Origin of the sequence: Lichenicoccus roseus (assembly GCF_005844085.1) — a bacterium.
Classification (GTDB): Bacteria; Pseudomonadota; Alphaproteobacteria; order Acetobacterales; family Acetobacteraceae; genus Lichenicoccus; species Lichenicoccus roseus.
In genome coordinates this window covers 364,621-384,988 of the sequence record NZ_VCDI01000003.1, presented here as the reverse complement: position 1 = coordinate 384,988, position 20,368 = coordinate 364,621, and the positions used below count along the sequence as shown (strand labels likewise).

The following is a 20,368-nucleotide window of genomic DNA, read 5'->3' as shown; positions in this document are numbered from 1 at the left end:
CCGAGGATGCCGCCCGGATACTCCGCGGGATGCAGCGGTGTTCAGGCCTTTCGCGTCACCCAGATCGGCGCCGGGCGACCGGCATCGCCACGCCTGCCGACCCATTCGGCAAGATCCGCCATTCCACGCGGCCGCACGCCCTCGTGCCAGGCAAGACCGGCCACGCGATCGAAGGTGCGCGCCTCCTTCAGGCCCTCCTCCTTGAGTTTCAGCAGCGCGACCCCGGTGCCGCGAGATAGTTCCGGCACCTGGTCGAGCGGAAAGATCAGCAGCCGGCGATTGCCGCCGAGCAGTGCCACATGATCGCCGGCCGCTCGCACGCAAAGCGCCGCGCGCTCGCCCGGCCTGAGGTTGAGCACCTGCCGGCCGGTACGCTTCTCGGCCAGCAGGTCCTCCGACTTCACCAGCAGGCCACGCCCACCGGCGGACGCCAGCAGCCAGCGCTCGCCGTCCGCGACGACGAACAGCGCGATCAGCCGCTCCTCGTTGGACAGCTCGACCATGAGCCGGATCGGCTGGCCGTCGCCGCGGCCACGCGGCAGATCGGAGACGCGCAAGGTGAAGGCGCGGCCGTCGGTGGCAAAGCCGCACAGCCGGTCGGTGGTCCAGCATTCCAGCGTGCGCTCGAGCGCGTCGCCCTCCTTGAATTTCTGTGCTGCGGGATCGATCGCATGCCCGCGCACCGCCCGGATCCACCCCTTCTCGGACAGGATCACCGTCACCGGCTCGCGCTCGACGGCGCTGATCTGCGAGATGTCCACCGGCGCCGGCGGCTCGGCGAGCGTGCTGCGACGCGCGCCCAGCGGTCCGCCGCCGAACTTCTTGCGGGTCGCCTCCAGCTCGGTGGCGATCCGGCGCCAGCGCAGCGGCTCGCGCTCCAGCAGGCTGGCCAGCTCGGCACGCTCGCGGGTCAGCGTCGCGTGCTCCTTCTGGATCTCGATCTCCTCCAGGCGGCGCAGCGAGCGCAACCGCATGTTGAGGATCGCGTCGGCCTGGGTCTCGGTCAGCGTGAAGGCGGCGATCAGCGCGGCCTTGGCGTCGTCCTCCTCGCGCACGATGCGGATGACCTCGTCGAGGTTGAGATAGACCGCAAGGAAGCCGTCCAGCACCTCAAGCCGGCGGTCGAGCGCCGCAAGCCGGTGGCGGGAGCGGCGCAGCAGCACCTCGTGGCGATGATCGAGCCAGGCGCGCAGCACCTCGCGCAGGCCCATGACACGCGGCACCCGGTCGGCGCCGAGCACGTTCATGTTGAGCCCGAACCGCGTTTCCAGCTGCGTCGCGCGGAACAGCGTCTCCATCAGCACTTCCGGCTCGACGCCACGCGTCTTCGGCTCCAGCACCAGCCTGACCTCGGTGGTGCTCTCGTCGCGCACGTCGCCCAGCAGCGGCAGCTTCTTCAGTTCCAGCAGCTCGGCGATCTGCTCGATCAGGCGCGACTTCTGCACCTGGTAGGGGATCTCGGTGACCACCACGGTCCAGGTGCCGAACCGCCCCTGCTCGACGCTCCAGCGCGCCCGCAGCCGGAAGCCGCCACGCCCGGTCTCGTAGGCCTGGCGCATCGCGCCCGCATCCTCCACCACCACGCCGCCGGTGGGGAAATCGGGTCCCGGCATCGCCGCCAGCAGCGCATCCAGGCCCACGTCCGGATCGCGCACCATCAGCAGCGCGGCGGCGCACACCTCGCCGGCATTGTGCGGCGGGATGCTGGTCGCCATGCCGACCGCGATCCCGGCGGCGCCGTTCGCCAGCAGGTTCGGGAAGGCGCCGGGCAGCACCACCGGCTCCTGCTCCTCGCCATCGTAGGTCGGGCGCAGGTCGACCGCGTCGTCCTCGATGCCGTCGAGCAGCGCGCGCGCGACCTCGGTCAGGCGGGCCTCGGTGTATCGCATGGCGGCGGCATTATCGCCGTCGATGGAGCCGAAATTGCCCTGCCCCTCGACCAGCGGGTAGCGCTGCGCGAACTCCTGCGCCAGCCTGACCAGCGCCTCGTAGACGGACGCATCGCCGTGCGGATGATACTTGCCGATCACGTCGCCGACGACGCGGGCGCATTTCTTGAAGCCGGCGGTCGGATCGAGCCGGAGCTGCTGCATGGCGTACAGCAGCCGGCGGTGCACCGGCTTGAGCCCGTCGCGCACGTCCGGCAGCGACCGCGACATGATGGTCGACATCGCGTAGGCGAGGTAGCGCTCGCTCAGCGCGTCGGCGAGCCGTGTATCCTCGATGTGCCCTGCCAACGGATCAGCCATCTGCGTCCCTCAACCTACGAGCCGGGGCCTTCGACCCCGACGGAACAAACCATGAAATGCAGCATTCCGGCAACTTCATGACCGGGCGGCGGCGTTGAGCCCGTCCGTGCCAAGAAGCCGACCTGGAGCCTCGCCGATGTCCCCGAGATCGATCCCGGTCCTCGCCGCGTGCCTCGCCGCCGCCATGGCCCTGTCCGCCTGCGCCACGCCGCAGCAGCGTGTCGAGCAGCGCGAGGATCTGCTGAGCGCTGCCGGCTTCACCATCAGGCCCGCCAACACGCCGGCGCGCCAGCAGGCGATGGCGAAGCTGCCGCCGCACCACTTCGTCCAGCGCACGCACGGCGACCAGGTGGTCTACCTCTATGCCGATCCGCTGGTCTGCAACTGCCTCTATATCGGCACCCAGGAGGCCTATGGCCGCTACCGGCAGGAGCGCCTGCAGCAGCGCCTGCTCGACCAGCAGCAGCAGATCGTCGACGAACAGCAGATGACCGCCGACCAGTTCCAGGAGGGCGCCTGGGACTGGGGAATGTGGGGACCCGGCTTCTGGCGGTGACGGTACCGGTAGGGCCCGCCGCATGACGCTGTCGCCGCGCGCAAGGCGGATGCGCCTCGTCGCGCTGGTGCTGCTGGTGATCGCCGGCACGGTCAACTATCTCGACCGCTCGGCACTCTCGATCGGCAACGGCGCGATCCGCGCCGACCTGCATCTCTCCGACATCCAGATGGGCCTGCTGCTGTCCGCCTTCGAGCTGGCATACGGCGTGGCGCAGCTTCCGATCGGCGTGCTGATCGACCGCTTCGGCCCGCGCCGCATCCTCGGCGGCGGCCTGGTGCTGTGGTCGGTGGCGCAGGTGGGGTCGGGCTTCGTCGGCGGCCTCGGGCAGTTCATCGCCGCCCGCGCGGCGCTCGGCATCGGCGAAAGCCCGATGTATCTCGCCGGCACCAAGGTGTTCACCAACTGGTACCCGCCGGCGGAGCGCTCCTGGCCGATCGGCATCTTCAACGCCTCGTCGGCGCTCGGCCCGACCATCGCACCGGCGCTGCTGACCCTGCTGCTGCTCACCTATGGCTGGCGCCCGATGTTCATCGTCATCGGCGTCGGCGGCATCGCCATCGCCCTGCTGTGGGAGTGGCTGTACCGCGATCCCGCGGAGGCCGGGCTGGCGCCGGACGAACTTGCCACCATCAGGGCCTGGGACGACGACAGCTCCCACGCGCACGCCAAGGAGGGCTGGCCGGCGCTGTTCCGCCAGCGCACCACATGGGGCATGGCGATCGGCTTCTTCGGCGTGATCTACCTGACCTGGCTATACGGCACCTGGCTGCCCGACTATCTCGAGCGGGAGCGCCATCTCAGCGTCAAGGCCGCCGGGCTGTGGACCGCGGTGCCGCAGGCCTGCGGCTTCCTCGGCGCCATCCTTGGTGGCCTGGCATCGCGCATCCTGTCGCGTCGCGGGGTCGCGCCGGTGGCCTCCTGCAAGCTGCCGCTGATCGCCGGCATGCTGGTGACCGCCGCCTGCACCGCCGGCGCGGCGCTGGTGCACGACGCCGGCGCCGCCATCGTCCTGATCAGCCTCGCACTCTTCTCGGCCACCCTCGCCTCGTCCTGCGGCTGGGCGATGGCCGCTGTAGCCACCAGTCCGGACAAGGTCGCCACGCTGGAGGCGATCCAGAATATCGGCGGCTCGCTCGGCGGCGCCTGTGCGCCCGCGATCACCGGTGGCGTCGTGTGGGCGACCGGCTCGTTCACTCCGGCCCTGCTGTTCGCGTCGGCGATCGCGGTGCTGTCCGCCATCGTGTACGGCCTGATGGTCGGCGAGCCGGCCGGCAAGCGCTCGAACCACTCTGCTGAAGGGATCACCCCATGAAGATCGGATGGATCGGCCTCGGCCCGATGGGAACTCCGATGGCGGGACGGCTGCTCGATGCCGGCCACACGCTCGCGGTGTTCAACCGCACGCAGTCCAGGGCCGACGACCTCGTCTCGCGCGGGGCGCGCCGTGCCGACACGCCGGCCGCCGCCGCGCGCGATGCGGACATCGTGTTCTCGATGCTGGCCAACGACGAGGCGGTCGAGAGCCTCGCGTACGGCGGGAACGGCATCGTCGCCGGCCTCGCGTGCGATGCGGTCCACGTCTCGACCAGCACCATCTCGCCCGATCTTTCCACCCGGCTGCAGCGTGCGCACCAGGAGCATGGCCAGCTCTATGCCGCCGCCACCGTGCTTGGCCGCCCGCCGGCTGCGCAGGCCGGCGAACTCTTCATCGTGCTGGCCGGCGCCGAGGCCGCCCGGCAGCGTATCGCGCAGCCGCTCGCGACACTCGGCCAGCGCGTCTTCGATCTCGGCGAGGACCCGGCGCAGGCGAACCTCGTGAAGCTGTCGCTCAACTTCATGATCTTCTCGACCATCGAGCAGATGTCGGAGATGTTCGCGCTCAACGACAAGGGCGGCATCGCGCCGGCGACCTTGTACGAGATCATGACCAACAGCTTCTTCAGCGCGCCGGTGCACAAGAACTACGGCCGCCTCATCGTCGACGAGAACTTCGACCCGCCGGGTGCCGCGGTGCCGCTCGCCCTGAAGGACAACCGCCTGCTGCTGCAGGCGGCGGAGGCCCTGGCGGTGCCGGTGCCGATGGCGTCGCTGCTGCGCGACCGGTTCCTGGCGATGACCGCCAAGGGCGAGGCCGGGCTCGATTTCGCCGCCCTGTCGCGCCGCTCGCGCGACGATGCGGGGTTGCTGCCCTGACGCATCCCCGCCGGTAGGGATCAGGCCGGCAGGAACTCCGGCACCGACAGGTAGCGCTCGCCGGTATCGTAGTTGAAGCCGAGCACCACGGCGCCCTTGGGAAGTTCGGGCAGCTTCTGGGCGATCGCCGCCAGCGTTGCGCCGGAGGAGATGCCGACCAGCAGGCCCTCCTGGCGCGCCGAGCGCCGCGCATATTCCTTCGCCGCCTCCGCCTCGACCTGGATCACGCCGTCGATCGCCGCCTGATGGAGATTGGCCGGGACGAAACCGGCGCCGATGCCCTGTATCGGGTGCGGCCCGGGCTCGCCGCCCGAAATCACCGGCGAGGCCGTCGGTTCGACCGCGAATACCTGCAGCTGCGGCCAGTGCGGCTTCAGCACCTCGGCGCAGCCGGTGATGTGGCCGCCGGTGCCGACGCCGGTGATCATGACGTCGACGCCGCCCGGGAAGTCGGCCAGGATCTCCAGCGCCGTGGTGCGGGCGTGCACCTCGATGTTGGCCGGGTTCTCGAACTGCTGCGGGATCCAGGATCCCGGATGCTCGGCGGCCAGTTCGTGCGCGCGCGTGATCGCGCCCTTCATGCCCAGGGCCCTCGGCGTCAGGTCGAAGGTCGCGCCGTAGGCCTGCATGAGCCGGCGGCGCTCCACCGACATCGATTCCGGCATTACCAGGATCAGGCGATAGCCCTTGACCGCCGCCACCAGGGCCAGGCCGATGCCGGTATTGCCCGAAGTCGGTTCGATGATGGTGCCACCCGGCTTGAGCGCACCGCTTGCCTCGGCCGCCTCGATCATCGCGAGCGCGATGCGGTCCTTGATCGAGCCGCCCGGATTGGTCCGTTCCGACTTGATCCAGACCTCGGCATCCGGGAACAGCCGTGACAGCCGGATATGCGGCGTGCCGCCGATGGTGGCGAGAACGCTTTCTGTCTTCACGAGGACCTCCGTTGGCGGGCTTGCATCAGGCCGTCATGTCCAGGGCGCGCAGCCGCTCGACATGCATGCTGTCCATTCGCGACAGCACCGCGGCGCGGTCGGGCAGGCTCTGGTTGCGATGCGCGAGCGTGGCGGCGGCAAAGGCCAGGCCCATCCGCGCCACGATCTCGGGCTCGGCATTCTCGCGGCAGGCGGTCACCACCCCGGCCACCAGCGCATCGCCGGCGCCGACTGTGCTGCTCACCTTCAGCAGCGGCGGCTGGCCGAGCAGCGCGTGCCGCTCGCTGACGAACAGCGCGCCCTCGGCGCCGCGCGAGACGATCACCAGGCCGATTCCGCGCCGGCACAGCATCATCGCCGCCTGCACCATCTCGTCGAGGTTGGCGAACCGGTGGCCGAGCAGCTCCTCGAGTTCCTCCTGGTTCGGCTTGATCGCCCAGGGTAGCGCCTCGGCGGGGGCTGCCAGGGCCTCGCGAAACGGCAGGCCGCTGGTGTCGAGCAGCACCCGGGCGCCGCGCGACCTGAGCCGGCCCACCAGATCGCGGTAGGTGCACACCGGCAGGCTTGGCGGCAGGCTGCCGGACAGCACCACGATCGCCCCAGGCTGCGCCTCGGTATCGAGCACGCCGCGCAGCTCGTCGAGGCGGTCGGCATCGGGCGCCAGACCGGGCAGGTTGATGTCGGTGGTATCACCGGAGGTCTCGTCGACCAGCTTGATGTTGCGCCGGGTATGACCCGGCAGCCGCACGAAGCGGTCGATGATCTGCTTGCTGTCGAAGAAGGACTGGAAGGTCGGGGCGTTGATCTGCCCGAGGAAGCCGGTGGCGACGATCGGCGGCTCGCTGGCGTGGCGCCAATCCGAGAGATAGCCCGCGACGTTGACACCCTTGCCACCGGCCTGCTGTTCGGCCTGCGTCGCCCGATGCACCGTGCCCGGCACCAGTTCCGTCAGGTGCACGGTCTGGTCGATCGCCGGGTTGAGGGTCACCGTCAGGAAGGGGGGCGCTGTCACAAAAACTCTCCGGCTCGTCGGTCCGGCCCGGCGACCAGCGTCGCGAGACCAACCATACTACTGATACAGCCTAGCGCGGTTGCCGCTGGCGGAGAAGGTCGGGCCTCCTCACACCCGCCCGCGCCGCTTCTGGTTCAGGCTGTCGACCAGCACGGCGCCGAAGATCACCGCGCCCTGGATGAACTGCACCCAGAACGGCTGCACGTTCTTCAGCGTCAGACCGTTGTTGATCAGGCCGATGATCAGCACGCCGAGCAGGGTGCCCAGCACGCTGCCCTTGCCGCCGAACAGCGAGGCGCCGCCGATCACCACCGCGGCGATGGCGTTCAGCTCCAGCCCGACCGCGGCGATCGGCTGCGCGCTGTCCAGCCGTCCCGCCAGCACCACGCCGCCGAGGCCCGCCAGCGCGCCGCTTATGATGTAGACGACGCTGAGCGTGCGGGTGACCGGGATGCCGGCCAGCCGCGCCGCCTCGCGATTGCCGCCGACGGCATAGATCTCCGCCCCCAGCACGGTGCGCGACAGCAGCACCCAGGCAGCGAGGAACACCACCGCCGCGATCAGGGCCGCGATCGGCAGCGGTCCCAGGTTGCCGCCGCCGATATTGTCGAAGCTGTCGGGGAAGTCGAAGATCGTGTTGCCGTTGGTGACGATGAACGCAAGCCCGCGTGCCATCGCCAGCACCGCCAGCGTGACGATGAACGGGCTCATGTTGAGCACGGTGATGGCGAACGCGTTGAAGGCGCCGCAGAAGGCGCCGATGCCGATGCCGGTCAGCACCGCGAGCGGCACCGGGAAGTGCGCGTGGATGGCGAGCCCGGTCATCACTCCGGTGAACGCCACCACCGATCCCACCGACAGGTCGATGCCGCTGGTGACGATGACGAAGGTCTCGCCGACCGCGACGATGCCGATCAGCGAGCTGGCCAGCAGGATCGACAGGATGTTGGCGGTGCTGAGGAACGCCGGCGTGGTGACCGCGAGATAGAGCGAGATCGCGACGAAGCCGACCACGATGGTGAGCTCGTTGAGGGCGCGCCCGAGGCCGCCGCCCAGCTTCAGGCGGGCAAGGGTGAAGCGGCCGCCGCTGCCGGTGTCGCCGCTCTCAGATGCTGACATGATCGACGCCAATCTTTGGAATGAGGTTCAACCCAAGGCCGCCAGCGCCATGATCCGCTCCTGGCTGAACGCCTCTCGCTCGATCCCGCCGGCGAGCCGGCCGCCACGCATCACCAGGATGCGGTCGCACAGCCCGAGCAGCTCCAGCATGTCCGACGACACCACCAGCACCGCACCACCCTGTGCCGCCAGCTCGCCGATCAACCGGTAGACCTCGACCTTGGCGCCGACATCGATGCCGCGCGTCGGCTCGTCCAGCAGGAACACCCTCGGATGGGTCGTCAGCGCCCGCGCCAGCACCACCTTCTGCTGGTTGCCGCCCGACAGGCTGCCGACCTTGGTGCCGATGCCGGGGGTCCGGATGCGCAACTCGCCGACGGCATCGGTGGCGAGGCGGTCGGTGCGGCCGGCGGCGCTGAACATGCGCAGCCAGGCGAGCCGGTCGAGAGTGGACAGCGCGACGTTGTCGCGGACCGCGAACGGCAGCACCAGTCCCTCGCCCTTGCGGTCCTCCGGCACGAAGGCGATGCCCGCCGCGATCGCCTCGCGCGGATTGCGGGTGCGCACCGGCCTGCCGTCGATGCGCAGGGTGCCGGTGGTGTCCGGCATCGCGCCGTAGATCGCCTTCAGCACCTCGGTGCGCCCGGCGCCCATCAACCCGCCGAGGCCCACGACCTCGCCGGCGCGCACCGTCAAGGACACGTCGGAGAAGCGGCCCGTCGAGGAAAGCCCTTCGACCTCGAGCATCGGGGCGCCGATGCTGGAGGTCCGCGGCGGGAACAGCGCCGAGATCGGCCGGTTGACCATGGCCTGGATCAACCCGGCCTCGTCCCACTCCGCCACCGGGCGGGTCGCCACCGTGACGCCGTCGCGCATCACCGTCACGCGGTCGCAGATCTCGAAGATCTCCTCGAGATGATGGCTGATGAACACGATGCCGATGCCGGCCCGGCGCAGGTCGGCGACGGTGGCGAACAGGATGCGCTGCTCGGCGATGGTGAGCGTCGCGGTCGGCTCGTCCATCACGATGACCCGCGCCTCGCGTGACAGGGCGCGTGCGATCTCGACCAGCTGCTGCTGGGCGATGCCAAGCCGGCGCACCGGCATGCCGGGCGCGATATCGAGCCCGACCCGGGCCAGCAGCGCACGGCTGTTGCGGTGGAGCACCGCGCGCCTGACCATGCCGAGCGGATTGCGCGGCAGGTTGCCGAGATAGATGTTCTCGGCGACCGTCTGGTCCGGTACCAGGCTGAGCTCCTGGTGGATCACCACGATGCCGGCGTCAAGCGCATCGCGCGGCCCGCGCGGCGCGAATTCCGCACCGTCGAGCAGCACGCGACCTTCGTCGGCGCGATAGGCTCCGGCCAGCACCTTCATCAGCGTCGACTTGCCGGCGCCGTTCTCGCCGACGATGCCGAGCACCTCGCCGCGCTCCAGCGTGATCGACACGTCGGCCAGCGCGCGCACGCCGGGGAACGACTTGCTGATGCCGTGCATTTCCAGCAACGTCGCCACCCTGCTGCCTCCCGCGGGCGCCCTGCCCTACTGCGCCGCCACCTGGTCGCCCCAGAGGCCGTACTGCTTCACCTCGGGCGTATCCAGATTGTCCTTGGTCAACAGCACGTGCGGCCAGAACTGGTGCGCCGGTATTCCGGCCTTGTCGCCGTGCAGGTACTGCTCGATGTAGTTGACCGTCTGCGCCGCCATCGTCAGCGGGTTCTGCGACAGCGTCGCGTCCATCTGGCCCTTGCGTATGGCGCTGAGCCCCTGCTCGGTGCCGTCGATGCCGATCACCACGATATGCTTCGGATCGCCGATCGGCACGAACCGGTTGGCCTGCCGGATCGCGCGCACCGCGCCGATCGCGTTGTCGTCGTTGCCGTTGAAGATCGCATCGATGTCGTTGTGGGCGGCCAGCAGCTGGGTGGTGATGTTGAAGCCCTTGTCGGCGTCGAAATCGGCAGCCTGGCGCGCCACCAGCTTGAGGCCGGGATTGGCCGAGGACAGCTTGGCGAACTCGGTGGCGAAGCCGCGCTCGCGATCGTCGCCGGCGGTGGTGCCGAGCAGGCCTTCCAGATCGACCACGTTGCCCTTGATGGTGCCGTAGCGCGCCTTCAGCCGGCCGGCGATGAAGTCGGCGCCCTCCTTGCCGAGGGCGACGTTGTCGGTCTCCAGGAAGTTCACCTGGCACTTGCCGCAGGCGGCGCCGCGATCGAGCGTGAAGACCGGGATGTGCGCCTTGTTGGCGCGCCGCACCACCGGGACGATGGCGTTGGCGTTGATCGGGTTCAGGATCAGCGCCGCCACATGCTGGTTGATCAGGTCGAGCACCTGCGTCGCCTGGGTGTTGGCGTCGCCGTTGGCGCTGGTGTTGATCAGGGTGAGGCCGGGATGGGCCTTGATGCCGGTGACGACGCCCTTAGTCATGCCCTGGAAGAACGGGTTGGCCAGGGTGGAGACGCTGTAGCCGACCACGGCCGGCTGCTGGGCGGCCGCCGGCGCGGCGGCGCTGGCTATCAGACCAAGACAGGCGAGCGCAGTCGCAGCAACGCCCGCGCGCAGCGGTGAACAATACATGACGGCCTCCGGTTCAGGCTTGCTGCGCCCGTCTGGCGCTCGCTACCTAGTTGAGGACAGCGTATGGAGCGGCTGATAGCGCTGTCAATGCCGGGACAGCCTGGCATGACGGTCGGGCCGATACCGCCGGCAGCTGCAAGGAGTTTCGCCCATGGCGCGCCATCCCCACCCGAAGCACGGCTTCGGCCAGCTCCGGCCTTCGCAGAACCCGCCGCATCCGCAGCAATCGCCGCTGTTCGAGGGCAGCGCGTTCCAGCCGCTGCCGGCGCCGACCGGGGCGTCGCCATTCCGGCTCGACCTCGACGCGATCGTGCCCGACGCCGTGGCCGCCGCCAGGAAAGCCGGCGGCATGGCGTTCCACATGGTCGGTGACACCGGCGGCGTGAAGGATCCCAACCCGCAGCTGCTGGTGGCGGCGGGGCTGGAGCATGATGCAGGCGTCGCCGGCAAGTTCGGTGCGCCGGCGTTCTTCTACCATCTCGGCGACGTCGTGTATTTCGACGGCCAGGCGCAGGAATACGTGCCGCAATTCTATGATCCGTACGCGCATTATCCGCTGCCCATCATGGGCATCCCGGGCAACCACGACGGCGACGTGTTCGACGACGGCACCCGCACCAACCCGCTGCCGTCGCTCGCGACCTTCGTGCGCAATTTCTGCGCCGCCACCCCCGGCACGCATTCGCCGGATGCCGGCGAGGCGTCGCGCACGGCGATGATCCAGCCGAACGTCTACTGGACGCTGAACACGCCGTTCGCGACCATCATCGGCCTCTACACCAACGTTCCAGAGGGCGGCGTGGTGGAGGACGACCAGGTGGCGTGGTTCGTGGGCGAGCTGAAGGCGGCGCCAAAGGATCGCGCGCTGATCGTGGCGCTGCATCATCCGATCTATTCGCTCGACACCTACCATTCCGGCAGCAAGCCGATGGGCACGCTGCTGGCGAACTCGTTCGCCAGCGCCGGGCGCAGCGCCGACATGGTGTTCACCGCGCATGTGCATAACTACCAGCGCTTCACGATCGCCGATGCGGATGGCAACGGCGTGACGCCGTATTTCGTGGCGGGGCAAGGCGGCTACCACAACCTGCACAAGGTCGCGAAGGTCAACGGCCAGCCGCTGATCACGCCGTACGCCGTCCCCGGGCAGGCCGGCGTCACGCTCAACAGCTACTACGACGACCGCTTCGGCTTCCTGCGCCTGGAAGTCTCGCCGGAGGAGATCGCGGTCTCGACCTATACCGTTCCGCGACCACAGGAGCCCTGGGACCAGGTGCCGACGCTGTTCGACACGGTGCGGTTCGACTGGAAGCGGCGGCGCATCGTCACCGGAGCATGAAGGGAAAGACCGCATGACGCGGGACCTGCCGGTCATCGACGTCGCACCGCTGCGCTCTCCGGACCGGGCCGCGCGCAGGCAGGTCGCGGCGGCCCTCGGCAAGGCCTGCCGGGAAACCGGCTTCTTCTACGTCGCTGGCCACGGCATCGCCGACGCCACCCTGCAGGCGATGTTCGACGCCGCGCGCCGCTTCTTCGCGCAGCCGCTCGACGCCAAGCGGCAGCTGGCGCGCAACCTGGTCGGCAACAACCGTGGCTATGTCGAACTCGGGCACGAGCGGCTCGATCTCGACGCCGCTCCGGATCGCAAGGAGGCGTTCAATATCGGGCTGGAACTACCGACCGGGCATCCGGCCCATGCGCAGCCGTTCCGCGGCGCCAATGCATGGCCAGACCTGCCCGGCTTTCGTGCGCTGATGCTGTCGTACTACGATGCCTGCCTGGCACTCGGCACCCTGATCCATCGCGGCTTCGCGCTCGACCTCGGCCTCGACGAGCATGTCTTCGACAGCGCGCTCGACCTGCCGATGGCGACGCTGCGGCTGCTGCATTATCCGCCCGCAGCCGCCGGCGTCGCCGGGCCGGGCGCCGGCACCCATACCGACTACGGCAACCTGACCCTGCTCGCCGTCGATGGCGTTGCCGGCCTGCAGGTGCAGGGACGCGACGGGCGCTGGATCCTCGCGCCGCACATCCCGGGCTGTTTCGTCTGCAACATCGGTGACTGCCTGATGCGCTGGAGCAACGACATCTACGTCTCCACGCCGCACCGGGTCAGCCCGCCCGAGCGCGACCGCACCTCGATCGCCTTCTTCCTCGACCCCAACCCGGACGCCATCGTGACGCCGGTGACGACCGATCCGAGCCGTCCGTCACGCTATCCGCCGGTCACCGGCGCTGAATTCCTGCAGTCGCGACTGGACGCGACCTATCGCCACGTCCCGGCCGCATTCTGAGACTGGTCGTCGAGGATACGCACCCAGGCCGACATGCGTGCCTCCGGGTCGGCATGACCGACGATGTCCGACACCACCGCAACGCAGTCCGCGCCCGCTTCGAGGCAGCCGGCGGCGCGCTCGAGCGTGATGCCGCCGATCGCGACCAGCGGCAGCCTGCCGATCCGCCGGCGCCACTCGCCGATCCGGTCCAGGCCCTGCGGCGCCCAGGGCATCACCTTCAACGTGGTCGGATAGACCGGCCCGAGCGCCACGTAGTCCGGCGCCAGCACCAGAGCGCGCTCGAGTTCCTCGTCCGAGTGGGTGCTGATGCCGAGCCGTGCGCCGCTTCGCCGGATCGCCTCGCGGTCCGCCTCGTCCAGATCCTCCTGGCCGAGATGGATGACCGATGCACCCTCCTCGATGGCGAGCTGCCAGTGGTCATTCACAACCAGGGTCGCGCCGGCCGCCACGCAGGCGAGCCTGGCGCTGCGTATCTGCTGCCGCAGGCGGGCGGTGTCGGTGGACTTTACCCGCAGCTGGATCAGCCGGGCGCCATGCTCGACCAGCCGCTGCACCCAGGCAGCGCTATCGACCACCGGGTAGATCCGGGACGGCAGGCCCACCGGCAGTTGGCTGCTCAACCCGACATCCTCAAGCGAGCACCGCACGGCCGAACACCGGCGTCGAGGGCGAGGCCATGTCGCGGCCCTCCATCGGGTCCGACAGGAAGGCGGTGCGGCCGGCCTCGATCGCCTGCGCGAAGGCCCGCGCCATCGCCGCCGGATCACCTGCCTTGGCGACAGCGGTGTTCAGCAGGATGGCGTCGTAGCCGAGTTCCATCGCCGCCGCCGCATGCGAGGGCAGGCCGATGCCGGCATCCACCACCAGCGGCACTTCCGGAAAATGCGCCCGCAGCGCCCGCAGTCCGAACAGGTTGTTGAGCCCGCGTCCCGAGCCGATCGGCGCGCCCCACGGCATCAGCACCTCGCACCCGGCCTCCAGCAGGCGCTCCGCCACCACCAGGTCCTCGGTGGTGTACGGCAGCACCTTGAAGCCCTCGCCGCTCAGGATGCGGGCCGCCTCGACCAGGCCGAACACGTCGGGCTGCAGGGTGTCGCTCTCGCCGATCACCTCCAGCTTGATCCAGTCGGTGTCGAACACCTCGCGAGCCATCTGCGCGGTGGTGACCGCCTCGCGCGCGGTGTGACAGCCGGCGGTGTTGGGCAGCACCGGAACGCCGAGATCGCGGACCAGCGACCAGAATCCCTCGCCGGCGCGCAACCCGGCACCCTCCCGGCGCAGCGAGACCGTCACCAGCGCCGGCGACGCCGCCCGCACGCAGGCGGCCAGGATGTCGGGGGACGGATACAGCGCGGTGCCGAGCAGCAGGCGCGAGGCGAACTCCCGGCCATAGAGACGCATGCTTCAGCCCCCCTGCATGGGCGAGACGATCTCAAGCCGCATGCCGTCACGCAACGCCTGCGCCGGCCGTCGCGTAGCCGGCACGAACTGCCCATCGAGCGCGGTCGCCAGGCGCGGCTGGGTGTAGCCGAGCTCGACCAGAACGGTATCAAGGGTTGACGACGCGACCTCGTGCGGCGCGCCATTGACCAGGATGCGCATGCACGGTCTCCAGACACAGCGTGTGGTGTTCAGGTATGCAGTTCGGGGCCACCCTGCAAGTTCAGCAGCGACGCGACCTCGGCCGCCAGCACCGGCGCCAGCAGGTAGCCGTGCCGGTGCATGCCGTTCACGCTGAGGGTGCGGGCGTCCAGCACCTGCACCCGCGGCATGTTGTCGGGGTAGGACGGCCGCAGGCCCGCGCCGGTCTCGAGGATCTCGGCCTCGGCCAGCGCCGGATGCAGCGCATAGGCGGCGCCCAGCAGCTCCATCGCGGCGCGCGCGGTGATACCGCCCTGCTGCTCGCTCTCCACCATGGTGGCGCCCAGCATGAACACGTGATCCGGCCGCGGCACCAGATACACCGGATGGCGCGGATGCAGCAGCCGCACCGGGCGACGCAGCGAGAAGTCCGCACAGCGCAGCAGCAGCATCTCGCCGCGCACGCCGCGCAACGTGGACACCGTCTGCCGCGCCGCGAAGCCGCGGCAGTCGATGATGTGGTCGAACACCGAGCGGTCGGGCTCGTCGGCGCCAAGCAGCACCCTGCCGCCGAGACCCCGCAGCCGGGCCTCCAGCGCCGGCAGCGCCGAACGCGGATCGAGATGCGCCTCGCGCGGATACAGCAGCGCGCGGGTGAAGCGGCCGGCCAGTGACGGCTCGGCGACGGCGATCGCCTCGGCATCGAGCCATTCATGACCCTCGGTGCGACGTGCGAACCGCACCAGCTCGCCCTGGTCGCGGGCCGGCGCCAGCACCAGGCTGCCTTCCCTGGCGGCATCCGGCACGTGCGCCAGCCACCAGTCTATGGACGCCTCGCCATGCAGCAGGATCTCCGGCGGCGCGGTCTCCGCCTCGCACCACGGTGCCAGCATGCCACCGGCCTGCCAGGACGCGCCGGAGCCGATGCGCGGCCCCCGCTCGGCCAGCGTCACCGCGGCGCCACGCTCGGCCAGGGTGAGCGCGCTCACCAGACCGGCGACGCCGGCACCCAGCACCAGGACCCGCAGCGGCTCGCTCAAGGCTGCGCGGCGCCGAGCACCCGGTGCGGATGGGTGCAGAGCTCGAAGCCGTCCTCGCGCCCGACGGCGATCAGGGTCAGGCCGGCCGCCCGCGCGGTGCGGATCGCGAGCGCGGTCGGCGCCGAGACGGCCGCCAGGATGGTCGCTCCCATGCGCTGCGCCTTCTGCACCAGCTCGACCGAGACGCGGCTGCTCATCACCAGGATGCCGTCCGAAGCGTCGTGGCCCGCCAGGCTCATCGAGCCGGCCAGCTTGTCGAGGGCGTTGTGCCGGCCGACATCCTCGCGAAGCGCCAGCAGGCCCTCGCCGGGCCGGAAGAACCCCGCCGCGTGCACCGCGCGGGTGTCGCGGTTCAGCAACTGCGCCGGACGCATCGCCGCCATCGCCGCCATGATGTCGGCGGCGCCGACCGCACGCCCCGCCGGCACCGGATCGCCCGGCACGGCGATGGCCTCCTGCAGGCTCTCGATGCCGCACAGTCCGCAACCGGTCGGCCCGGCGATACGCCGCCGCCTGGTTTCAAGCCCTGCCATGCGCCCGGGCGCGATCCACATCCGCATCTCGATGCCGATGCCATCAGGCAGGTCGACGCGCTCGATCTCCTCGATCTCGCCGGCATGCTGCACGATGCGCTCGTTGAGCGAGAAGCCGCGGGCGAAATCCTCGAGATCGTCCGGCGTCGCCATCATCACCGCGTGCGACAGCCGGTTGTAGGAGAACGCAACCGGCATCTCCTCGGGGATGCAGCGGGTGCCGGAGGTGAAGCCGCCGTCGCGCCAGGCCAGGCGGTCGATCGTGACCGACGCCGTCACCGGATGGGCCACTACTCCACCGTCACCGACTTCGCGAGATTGCGCGGCTGGTCCACATCGGTGCCCTTCAGCAGCGCCACCTCGTAGGCCAGCATCTGCACCGCGATGCTGTGCAGGATCGGCGCGGTGAACGGGTCCGCCTCCGGCAGCACCACCAATGCTTCCGCGATGCCGCGCAGCCCGGCCGCCCCCTCGGCGTCGGTGAAGGCGATCAGCCGGCCGCCGCGCGCGCGGGCTTCCTGCAGGTTGGAAGCGGTCTTGCCGAACAGCCGGCCCGAGGGCGCGATCGCCACCACCGGCACGCTGCGGTCGATCAGCGCGATCGGGCCGTGCTTCATCTCGCCGGCGGCATAGGCCTCGGCGTGGATGTAGGAGATCTCCTTGAGCTTCAGCGCGCCTTCCAGGGCTACCGGAAAATAGGCGCCGCGGCCGAGATACAGCACGTCGCGCGCATCGGCGACGATGGCCGCCACATGCTGGATATCGGCGCGCAGGTCGAACAGCTCGGCGGCCTTGCCAGGCAGGTCGAGCAGCGCCTGCACCAGCACCTGCTCGCGCTCGGCGCTCAGCGTGCCGCGCGCCCGCCCGGTGGCGATCGCGAGACACGCCAGCACGGACAGTTGGGCAGTGAAGGCCTTCGTGCTGGCGACGCAGATCTCCGGTCCCGCCACCGTCTCCAGCACCATGTCGCTGTCGCGCGCCATGCTGCTCTCCGGCACGTTCAGCACCGACAGGACATGCTGGCCGCCCGCACGCAGCGCACGCAGTGCCGCGAGCGTATCCGCGGTCTCGCCGGACTGGCTGATCAGCAGCGCGAGGCCGCCCGCGCTCAGCGGCGCGTCGCGATAGCGCAGCTCGCTCGCCACATCGACATCCACCGGCAGCCGCGCCTCGCTCTCCAGCCAGTGCCGCCCGAGCAGCCCGGCATAGAACGCCGAGCCGCAGGCGGTGATGGTGGCGCGCGGGATGGCGGCGAGGTCGAACGGCAGCGGCGGCATCACCACCCGGCGGGTCGCGGGATCGATCATCCGGCGCAGGGTCTGCCCGATCACCAGCGGGTGCTCGTGCAGCTCCTTGTCCATGTAGTGCCGGTAGCCATCCTTGCCGATCGATCCGCCGGCGAGCGCGGTCTGCCGGATCTCGAACGGCACCGGATTGCCCTCGGGATCGAACATCTCGGCGCCGGTGCGACTCACCACCACCCAGTCGCCGTCGCGCAGGTAGGCGATGCGCCTGGTCAGCGGCGACAGGGCGAGGCTGTCGGAACCAAGGAACATCTCGTCCTCGCCGAACCCCACCACCAGCGGTGCGCCGTGCCGGGCGCCGATCATCAGCTCGGCGTGGCCTGCGAAGATCATCGCGATCGCATATGCGCCGTGCAGCCGTCCGAGTGCGGCATGAGCCGCCTCGCGCGGCGCCATGCCGGCGCGCAGGTTGCGATCGACCAGCTGCGCCACCGTCTCAGTATCGGTCTCGGTGCTGAACACCGAGCCCTCCGCCTCAAGCTCGGCGCGCAGCTCGGCGTGGTTCTCGATGATGCCGTTGTGTACGATGGACACCAGCGAGGTGCCGTGTGGATGCGCGTTGCCCTCGGTCGGTGCGCCATGCGTCGCCCAGCGCGTGTGGCCGATGCCGGTGGTGCCGGACAACGGCGCGCGTTCGAGTGCCGCACCGAGGTTGACCAGCTTGCCCTCGGCGCGTCGGCGCTCGATATGGCCGTTCACCAGCGTCGCGATACCGGCCGAGTCGTAGCCGCGATATTCCAGCCGGCGCAACGCCTCGTACAGGATCGGAGCCGCGACATTCGTCCCGATGACGCCGACGATGCCGCACATCAGCCTGTCTCCCCATGCTTCTTCTGGTCGCGGACCTTCGTCTCGCGCGCGAGCTTCTCCCGAAGCATCGACGCCTGGCCGGGCTTGTTGACCTGACGCGCACGGCCGAGCGCCAGTGCGTCGGCCTCCACATCGTTGGTGATGACGCTGCCGGCGGCGGTCAGCGCACCGTCGCCGATGCGCACCGGCGCCACCAGGATGGAGTTGGAGCCGATGAAGGCGCGCGCGCCGATCTCGGTGCGATGCTTGAACACGCCGTCATAGTTGCAGGTGATGGTGCCGGCGCCGATGTTGCTGCCCGCACCGATGCTGGCATCGCCGATATAGCTCAGGTGGTTGGCCTTCGCGCCGGCGCCCAGATCGGCCGCCTTCAGCTCGACGAAGTTGCCGACATGCGCCGCGTCGCCGACATGCGTGCCGGGCCGCAGCCTCGCATACGGGCCGATCTGCGCGCCTTCGCCGACGATGCAGCCCTCCAGGTGGCTGAAGGCGCGGATCTCGCTGCCGGCGCCCACGCTCACGCCCGGGCCGAACACCACGTGCGGCTGCACCACGACGTCCGGCGCCAGCACCGTGTCGGCGCTGAGGAACACCGTTTCCGGGGCGACCAGCGTGGCGCCCGCATCCATCGCGGCACGCCGCAGCCGCTGCTGGATGGCGGCCTCTCCCTCGGCGAGCTCCGCACGGCTGTTGATGCCGCGCAGCTCGGCCTCCGACGCCTCGACCGCGCGCACGATCCCGCCGCTCGCGGCGGCCAGTGCCACGACGTCGGTAAGATAATATTCGCCCCGCGCGTTGTCGTTGCGCACCGCGCGCAGCCAGGGCTCGAAGTCGGCGGCGGCGGCGCACAGCACGCCGGCATTGCAGAGCGGGATGGCACGTTCCGCCTCGCTCGCATCGGCCCACTCGACGATGCGCTCGACCTCGCCGTCCTGCTGCACGACGCGGCCGTAGCGGCCCGGATCGGCCGGGCGCATCGCCAGCAGCGCCAGCCGGGTGGCGCCGTCGCGACGCGTCTCCACCAGCCGGCGCAGGGTGTCGGGCGTGATGAGCGGGTTGTCGGCATAGAGCACCGCGACATCGCCATCGCCAAACAGTCCGGCCGCCTGCAGGGCGGCATGCGCGGTGCCGAGCCGCTCCTGCTGCACCACCACCGCATGCGGCGACGCGATCGCCTCCAGCTCCTGCATGTCCGGCCCGACCACCACCACGATTTGGTCGAATACCACGCCGCAGCTCTCGATCAGGTGGCGCAGCATCGGCCGCCCGGCCAGCTTATGCGCCGCCTTCGGGTGCCTCGACTTCATACGGGTGCCGAGGCCGGCGGCGAGCAGGATGGCGGTGGCATGCATGAGACGATGCGGGTAGCTGTCGCCGGCCTGAAGTGTCAAACACAGGCTGCATCGCGCCTCTCACGATGCGTTACCGGATACTGCACCGATGCCGGATACTGCGCCGATGACTGCACCACGCCTTGTCGTGTTCGACCTCGACGGCACCCTGGTCGACACGCTCGACGACCTGACCGCCTGTGCCAACCGGCTGCTCGGCCGCCTCGGCGCGGATCGCAGGCTGGTGGCGGGCGAGGTGCGGCCGATGGTCGGGGACGGCGTGCCGGCGCTGGTGCGACGCGTGTTGCGCCGGGCGGGGCTCGCGGAGGTCGACGAGACCGCCGCCATCGCAGGCTTCGCCACCGACTACGAGCAGCGCGCGGCGGAAGCGTCGCGTGCCTATCCGGGTGCCACGGAGACACTTGACGCGCTTCGCCGGGATGGCTGGCGCCTGGCGGTCTGCACCAACAAGCCGGAGGCGGCGGCGCGGCACCTGCTGACGGCGCTCGGCATGGCGGACTATCTGGACGCCATCGGCGGCGGCGACAGCTTTCCCGCCCGCAAGCCGGACCCTGCGCATCTGCTCGGCACCATCGAACAGGCGGGCGGCGTCCCGGCGCGCTCGGTCATGGTCGGCGACCATCGCAACGACATCGAGGCGGCGCGCGGCGCCGGAGTGGCCTCGATCTTCGCCGGCTGGGGCTTCGGGTCCGAGGCGATGGCGCAAGGCAGCCGGGCACGCGCCGGAGCGCTGCCGGAGATCCCGGCGCTCGCCGCTGCGATGATCCGGGAGTGAAGACTGGACTACTGGGGTAGTACGGCTCCCCG

Annotated in this window: 19 protein-coding genes; 6 read left to right on the top strand and 13 right to left on the bottom strand. The window is 70.1% G+C overall.

All coding sequences use genetic code 11. The annotated features are described in order from the left end of the window. Nucleotides 1-41: 41 nt before the first annotated feature. The gene (gene parC / locus FE263_RS11055; RefSeq protein ID WP_138326044.1) at nt 42-2,249 is read right to left on the bottom strand and encodes a DNA topoisomerase IV subunit A; all 2,208 of its coding nucleotides are present in this window, start codon (nt 2,247-2,249) and stop codon (nt 42-44) included. A gap of 136 nt (nt 2,250-2,385) precedes the next feature. Here parC and FE263_RS11050 point away from each other — a divergent pair, with 136 nt between their 5' ends. The 3 genes from FE263_RS11050 to FE263_RS11040 are packed head-to-tail and all read left to right on the top strand — an operon-like array spanning nt 2,386 to nt 5,001. Then, nucleotides 2,386-2,805: a hypothetical protein gene (locus tag FE263_RS11050; protein ID WP_138326043.1), complete on the top strand. Its 420-nt coding sequence runs from the start codon at nt 2,386-2,388 to the stop codon at nt 2,803-2,805. A 22-nt stretch (nt 2,806-2,827) separates the two neighbouring features. After that, a complete protein-coding gene (locus FE263_RS11045) occupies nt 2,828-4,120 on the top strand; it encodes an MFS transporter (RefSeq protein ID WP_138326042.1) in 1,293 nt (430 codons plus the stop codon). Next, the gene (locus FE263_RS11040) at nt 4,117-5,001 is read left to right on the top strand and encodes an NAD(P)-dependent oxidoreductase (RefSeq protein ID WP_138326041.1); all 885 of its coding nucleotides are present in this window, start codon (nt 4,117-4,119) and stop codon (nt 4,999-5,001) included. The genes FE263_RS11045 and FE263_RS11040 overlap by 4 nt, the downstream gene beginning before the upstream one ends. Before the next feature lie 20 nt (nt 5,002-5,021). Here the strand turns inward: FE263_RS11040 and cysK are convergent, their stop codons facing one another. From cysK to FE263_RS11015, 5 genes are all read right to left on the bottom strand, one after another. Then, nucleotides 5,022-5,936: a cysteine synthase A gene (gene cysK, locus FE263_RS11035; protein ID WP_138326040.1), complete on the bottom strand. Its 915-nt coding sequence runs from the start codon at nt 5,934-5,936 to the stop codon at nt 5,022-5,024. A gap of 25 nt (nt 5,937-5,961) precedes the next feature. Then, nucleotides 5,962-6,948 (bottom strand): 1-phosphofructokinase, encoded by a 987-nt coding sequence (gene pfkB / locus FE263_RS11030; protein ID WP_138326039.1) that lies wholly within the window; start codon nt 6,946-6,948, stop codon nt 5,962-5,964. A gap of 108 nt (nt 6,949-7,056) precedes the next feature. Further along, a complete protein-coding gene (locus FE263_RS11025; RefSeq protein ID WP_138326038.1) occupies nt 7,057-8,067 on the bottom strand; it encodes an ABC transporter permease in 1,011 nt (336 codons plus the stop codon). A 27-nt stretch (nt 8,068-8,094) separates the two neighbouring features. Further along, nucleotides 8,095-9,582 carry a sugar ABC transporter ATP-binding protein gene (locus FE263_RS11020; RefSeq protein WP_205880338.1) on the bottom strand — a complete coding sequence of 496 codons (1,488 nt, stop codon included), beginning with the start codon at nt 9,580-9,582 and terminating at the stop codon, nt 8,095-8,097. A gap of 27 nt (nt 9,583-9,609) precedes the next feature. Continuing rightward, nucleotides 9,610-10,644, bottom strand: coding sequence for a sugar ABC transporter substrate-binding protein (locus tag FE263_RS11015; RefSeq protein WP_138326037.1), 1,035 nt, complete (start codon nt 10,642-10,644; stop codon nt 9,610-9,612). Between the two features lie 151 nt (nt 10,645-10,795). On the opposite strand from FE263_RS11015, the gene FE263_RS11010 reads away from it, so the two are divergent. After that, nucleotides 10,796-11,983, top strand: coding sequence for a metallophosphoesterase family protein (locus tag FE263_RS11010; protein WP_138326036.1), 1,188 nt, complete (start codon nt 10,796-10,798; stop codon nt 11,981-11,983). A gap of 13 nt (nt 11,984-11,996) precedes the next feature. Next, complete coding sequence (locus FE263_RS11005; RefSeq protein ID WP_138326035.1) at nt 11,997-12,938, top strand: isopenicillin N synthase family dioxygenase; 942 nt, start codon at nt 11,997-11,999, stop codon at nt 12,936-12,938. Here the strand turns inward: FE263_RS11005 and FE263_RS11000 are convergent. From FE263_RS11000 to glmU, 7 genes are read right to left on the bottom strand one after another with little or no spacing between them, the layout of a single operon-like run. Continuing rightward, nucleotides 12,911-13,561 carry a thiamine phosphate synthase gene (locus FE263_RS11000; RefSeq protein ID WP_408886184.1) on the bottom strand — a complete coding sequence of 217 codons (651 nt, stop codon included), beginning with the start codon at nt 13,559-13,561 and terminating at the stop codon, nt 12,911-12,913. The genes FE263_RS11005 and FE263_RS11000 overlap by 28 nt on opposite strands. A 10-nt stretch (nt 13,562-13,571) precedes the next feature. After that, on the bottom strand, nt 13,572-14,342 hold the full coding sequence (locus FE263_RS10995) for a thiazole synthase (protein WP_138326034.1): 771 nt from the start codon (nt 14,340-14,342) through the stop codon (nt 13,572-13,574). 3 nt (nt 14,343-14,345) lie between these two features. Then, nucleotides 14,346-14,543, bottom strand: coding sequence for a sulfur carrier protein ThiS (thiS, locus tag FE263_RS10990; protein ID WP_138326033.1), 198 nt, complete (start codon nt 14,541-14,543; stop codon nt 14,346-14,348). Between the two features lie 29 nt (nt 14,544-14,572). Further along, the gene (thiO, locus tag FE263_RS10985) at nt 14,573-15,562 is read right to left on the bottom strand and encodes a glycine oxidase ThiO (RefSeq protein WP_138326032.1); all 990 of its coding nucleotides are present in this window, start codon (nt 15,560-15,562) and stop codon (nt 14,573-14,575) included. Then, nucleotides 15,559-16,374, bottom strand: a complete 816-nt coding sequence (gene fdhD / locus FE263_RS10980) for a formate dehydrogenase accessory sulfurtransferase FdhD (RefSeq protein WP_138326031.1) — start codon at nt 16,372-16,374, stop codon at nt 15,559-15,561. The genes thiO and fdhD overlap by 4 nt, the downstream gene beginning before the upstream one ends. An 11-nt stretch (nt 16,375-16,385) precedes the next feature. Then, nucleotides 16,386-18,209 (bottom strand): glutamine--fructose-6-phosphate transaminase (isomerizing), encoded by a 1,824-nt coding sequence (glmS, locus tag FE263_RS10975; protein ID WP_138326030.1) that lies wholly within the window; start codon nt 18,207-18,209, stop codon nt 16,386-16,388. Continuing rightward, entirely contained in the window at nt 18,209-19,561 is a 1,353-nt protein-coding gene (gene glmU, locus FE263_RS10970) for a bifunctional UDP-N-acetylglucosamine diphosphorylase/glucosamine-1-phosphate N-acetyltransferase GlmU (protein ID WP_138326029.1), read from the bottom strand. Before glmU ends, glmS begins: the two co-directional genes overlap by 1 nt. Before the next feature lie 106 nt (nt 19,562-19,667). Here glmU and FE263_RS10965 point away from each other — a divergent pair, with 106 nt between their 5' ends. Then, on the top strand, nt 19,668-20,336 hold the full coding sequence (locus tag FE263_RS10965) for an HAD-IA family hydrolase (protein ID WP_138326028.1): 669 nt from the start codon (nt 19,668-19,670) through the stop codon (nt 20,334-20,336). Nucleotides 20,337-20,368 lie beyond the last annotated feature (32 nt).

Excerpts from the sequence above, each read along its gene's own strand:
- glmU (WP_138326029.1), bottom strand. The coding sequence starts at position 19,561 with ATGCATGCCACCGCCATCCTGCTCGCCGCCGGCCTCGGCACCCGTATG.
- parC (WP_138326044.1), bottom strand. The coding sequence starts at position 2,249 with ATGGCTGATCCGTTGGCAGGGCACATCGAGGATACACGGCTCGCCGAC.
- thiS (WP_138326033.1), bottom strand. The coding sequence starts at position 14,543 with ATGCGCATCCTGGTCAATGGCGCGCCGCACGAGGTCGCGTCGTCAACC.
- FE263_RS11010 (WP_138326036.1), top strand. The coding sequence starts at position 10,796 with ATGGCGCGCCATCCCCACCCGAAGCACGGCTTCGGCCAGCTCCGGCCT.
- FE263_RS11040 (WP_138326041.1), top strand. The coding sequence starts at position 4,117 with ATGAAGATCGGATGGATCGGCCTCGGCCCGATGGGAACTCCGATGGCG.
- FE263_RS11025 (WP_138326038.1), bottom strand. The coding sequence starts at position 8,067 with ATGTCAGCATCTGAGAGCGGCGACACCGGCAGCGGCGGCCGCTTCACC.
- FE263_RS11045 (WP_138326042.1), top strand. The coding sequence starts at position 2,828 with ATGACGCTGTCGCCGCGCGCAAGGCGGATGCGCCTCGTCGCGCTGGTG.
- FE263_RS11005 (WP_138326035.1), top strand. The coding sequence starts at position 11,997 with ATGACGCGGGACCTGCCGGTCATCGACGTCGCACCGCTGCGCTCTCCG.
- FE263_RS11015 (WP_138326037.1), bottom strand. The coding sequence starts at position 10,644 with ATGTATTGTTCACCGCTGCGCGCGGGCGTTGCTGCGACTGCGCTCGCC.
- FE263_RS10965 (WP_138326028.1), top strand. The coding sequence starts at position 19,668 with ATGACTGCACCACGCCTTGTCGTGTTCGACCTCGACGGCACCCTGGTC.
- FE263_RS11050 (WP_138326043.1), top strand. The coding sequence starts at position 2,386 with ATGTCCCCGAGATCGATCCCGGTCCTCGCCGCGTGCCTCGCCGCCGCC.
- glmS (WP_138326030.1), bottom strand. The coding sequence starts at position 18,209 with ATGTGCGGCATCGTCGGCGTCATCGGGACGAATGTCGCGGCTCCGATC.
- FE263_RS10995 (WP_138326034.1), bottom strand. The coding sequence starts at position 14,342 with ATGCGTCTCTATGGCCGGGAGTTCGCCTCGCGCCTGCTGCTCGGCACC.